This window comes from Streptomyces sp. Isolate_45, from assembly GCF_024721315.2.
In the GTDB taxonomy this organism is placed as follows: domain Bacteria; phylum Actinomycetota; class Actinomycetes; order Streptomycetales; family Streptomycetaceae; genus Streptomyces.
Genome location: NZ_JANFAK020000321.1, coordinates 1 through 2,819, shown reverse-complemented (window position 1 = coordinate 2,819; position 2,819 = coordinate 1). Strand labels below are relative to the sequence as shown.

General features: G+C 70.5%; 4 protein-coding genes. All 4 read left to right on the top strand.

Annotated features, from left to right (window positions below):
* Positions 1-171 precede the first annotated feature (171 nt).
* The gene (locus tag NOD94_RS40685) at positions 172-846 is read left to right on the top strand and encodes an HSP18 transcriptional regulator (protein WP_281211278.1); all 675 of its coding nucleotides are present in this window, start codon (positions 172-174) and stop codon (positions 844-846) included.
* 93 nt (positions 847-939) lie between these two features.
* Positions 940-1,269, top strand: a complete 330-nt coding sequence (locus NOD94_RS40680; protein WP_281211277.1) for an STAS domain-containing protein — start codon at positions 940-942, stop codon at positions 1,267-1,269.
* Positions 1,266-1,619, top strand: a complete 354-nt coding sequence (locus tag NOD94_RS40675; RefSeq protein WP_281211276.1) for a hypothetical protein — start codon at positions 1,266-1,268, stop codon at positions 1,617-1,619. The genes NOD94_RS40680 and NOD94_RS40675 overlap by 4 nt, the downstream gene beginning before the upstream one ends.
* A 360-nt stretch (positions 1,620-1,979) precedes the next feature.
* Positions 1,980-2,189 (top strand): hypothetical protein, encoded by a 210-nt coding sequence (locus tag NOD94_RS40670; RefSeq protein WP_281211275.1) that lies wholly within the window; start codon positions 1,980-1,982, stop codon positions 2,187-2,189.
* Positions 2,190-2,819: the final 630 nt, after the last annotated feature.

The window sequence follows — 2,819 nt, the reverse complement described above, 5'->3', positions numbered from 1 at the left end:
CTCCAGTTGGTTCAGGCAGAAACTGCCAATGCGCTTCAACGTGCATCCGTTGTAACATGTCATCCAGACGATGACAAACAGAGTGTCACTGAACGAGTGACATTCCAGATGTCGCACTTCAGGTGACTCAGCGGATGCCATTTGAAGCATGACGTGACCGTGGAGGGTGCCATGCAGGAGTCAGAGCCTTTCAGCCCCGGCGCGGCCGCGGCCGCGCTGGAAACCATCGGTCAGGCGTTGGAGGACGCAAGCCGAACGGCCTCCACCGAGCCCTCGGCCGTGTCGGACGCCGGCCCGGCCGTGTCGGACGCCGGCCCGCGCGAGGCCCTGGTCGCGCTGACGATGCTGCGTGAGGTGCGTGAGCGGCTGGCCGGGTGGGAGAGCGGGCTGATCGAGGCGGCCCGGGCCGGCGGTGCGAGCTGGGAAGACCTCGCCGCGCCCCTCGGCGTGGCCAGCCGCCAGGCCGCCGAACGACGCTACCTGCGCCTGCGCCCCGGAGCCGCCGGCAGCACCGGTGAACAGCGGGTCGCCGCCACCCGGAACTCGCGGGCGGCCGAGCGCACGGTCGCGGCGTGGGCCCGCGGCAACGCCGCGGAGCTGCGTCGTTTGGCCGGGCAGGTCAGTGCGCTCGGTGATCTGCCGCCTGGTGCGGCGGCGTCGATGGCGAAGCTGGACCAGGCGCTCGCGGACAACGACGTGGCGCGCCTCGTCGGCCCCTTGCGCGGTGCCCGTGAACATTTGCGTCCGCAGGACGCGGATCTCACCGAGCGGATCGACGCGATGACCCGTCACACCGAACGGCTGCGCAAGGACAGTCATGAGCAGCGCAACCCCCGAACAACCTGATCCCCGGCTCGTGTCGCGCCCTCGTGGCGTGGCCTTTCGAGAGGGTGTTCCGTCATGACTGTGAACCCGTCAGGAGCCGCTGGTGAAAGTGGCGTGAGCGTGGAGGTGCTGGACGAGGCGGTGGCCGTGCGGGTCATCGGCGAGATCGACCTCGCCACCGGGCCCCACCTGAGCCGTGCGCTCGCCGAGGCGCTGCGGCGCGCCACGCCCGCCATACCGCTCGTCGTCGACTGCAGTCGGCTCACCTTCTGCGACTCCGCGGGCCTCAACGCCCTCCTCATCGCCCGCCAGACCGCCCAAAAGGCCGGTATCGACATCCGGCTGGACTCCCCCAACCACCAGATGCGGCGCCTCCTCGACATCACCGGGACCGTCGCCCTCTTCCCGCTCCACGCACCCCCTTCCAACGAAACGCCCACGTGACCACACCCGTATACAGCTCGGCCATGAACGACCGGGAGGCCGAAGTCCTGTCGCTGCGGGTGCGGTGGGCGCTCGCCGAGCTCGGCTTCGAGGAGATCACCACCGGAGCGGAGGGCGTGCACCTCATCGAACACGCCCGCGGCGTGATGATCGGCTGGATACCCCGGAACATCACACCACTGCGCAGACGCGTCCCCCGCCGCAACAGGATCACCGAACCCGACCTCCCCGGGCTCCGCCGCGCCTTCGGGCTCGCTCTGGCCGCCGCACTGCGCGGTGCCGGCTTCGCCGTAGAGACCCGCGGCGACGAATGGCCCCTCGTCCTCGATACCCACCCCGATCTGCCGTGACAGCCCCACCAGCGGGCGCAGGTCGGCCCCGTCGAGCAGCATGGGCTGCTCGGGGCTGCTCGCGTACACGCTCAGCCCCTCAGGCAGGGCTTCCGCGTTCTTCTTGGCCCGCCTGGCATCCGTGCCCGTTATCTACCCATTCGGGATCCCTGCGCCGCGCCAATCGGGCCCCGCGGGTCCGAGCCACCTCCCTCCGGCACGGACCGCGCCTCACCGGCCTGGGCTTCGCCCGGCGCAGTGCAGGCGACCAGGTTGCCGGGCGGGGAACAGCGGCGTACGGATATGAGGTGAGGCCGCTGGATCAGGCCGTATCGGACCGGCGGGCCGTGGAAACCCTGGTTGCTGGGATAGAAGGTGCGAATGATGGAAACCGAGGACGCCTTCATAATCCGCCAGGTCGCCGAGCGTCTACTGAAGACGCACCCGGGCCTGGGTTCGGAAGCAGTCGACGGCGCCGTGCAGACGGCATACGACGAACTCCGTTACGCCCGGGTACGTACATATCTGCCGGTTCTCCTGGAGCGCAGGGCCGGGGACCTGCTCGGAAACGGCTCCCACGGCCGCCCATGACCCGAGCACAGCGAACTGGCGTCCCATGGCTGCGCCCGGGTGGCCCAGCACGGCCTTTTCCCTCCGCTGGTCAGGCACTCGGCGGTGGCTCTCCCCACCCCCGCATCCCCACATCGACCGGGTCGGCCCCGCCGGGCCCGGTCCAATCCGACGGTCAGCGGGCCGTAGGCCTCCACCCGGCGCAGGCTCGGTTGTATCCGGCCGGAGGCGCGGCTTGCGCGCACGACGGGAGCGGCGCGCGGTGAGGGCAGGCAGTGGGTCAGGTGCTTCCCTGCACGGCGTGGGCCAAGCAGCGTGCCACTGCGGAGTGGCCGGGTCGGCGGCCGGGATCGCGTGCACGCTGGAGCCGCCGCCGGACACTGCCAGGCGATGCCAGTCCAGTTCACCGGCCCGGCATCGCCTGGGCCGGTGACATCACCACCGCACCCACCGCCGCCCCGGCAGCATCGGTACGCCTGGGCCGGCTCTGAGCCACGACGCATCAAACGGGCGCGGTGTGCTCCGGAGAGTGATCCAACGGAACAGGGTCCGCTTCCGGCCCTTCGTCACATGATCTTGCGGGCGTACGAGGGGGGACAGCGGCCGCCACCAACACCTGTCGAGCGGCCCGGCCGGCTTCCACCCACCGCT

What these genes read in the sequence shown, in the direction of transcription:
- NOD94_RS40685 (WP_281211278.1), top strand. Translation starts at nt 172, where the DNA reads ATGCAGGAGTCAGAGCCTTTCAGCCCCGGCGCGGCCGCGGCCGCGCTG.
- NOD94_RS40670 (WP_281211275.1), top strand. Translation starts at nt 1,980, where the DNA reads ATGATGGAAACCGAGGACGCCTTCATAATCCGCCAGGTCGCCGAGCGT.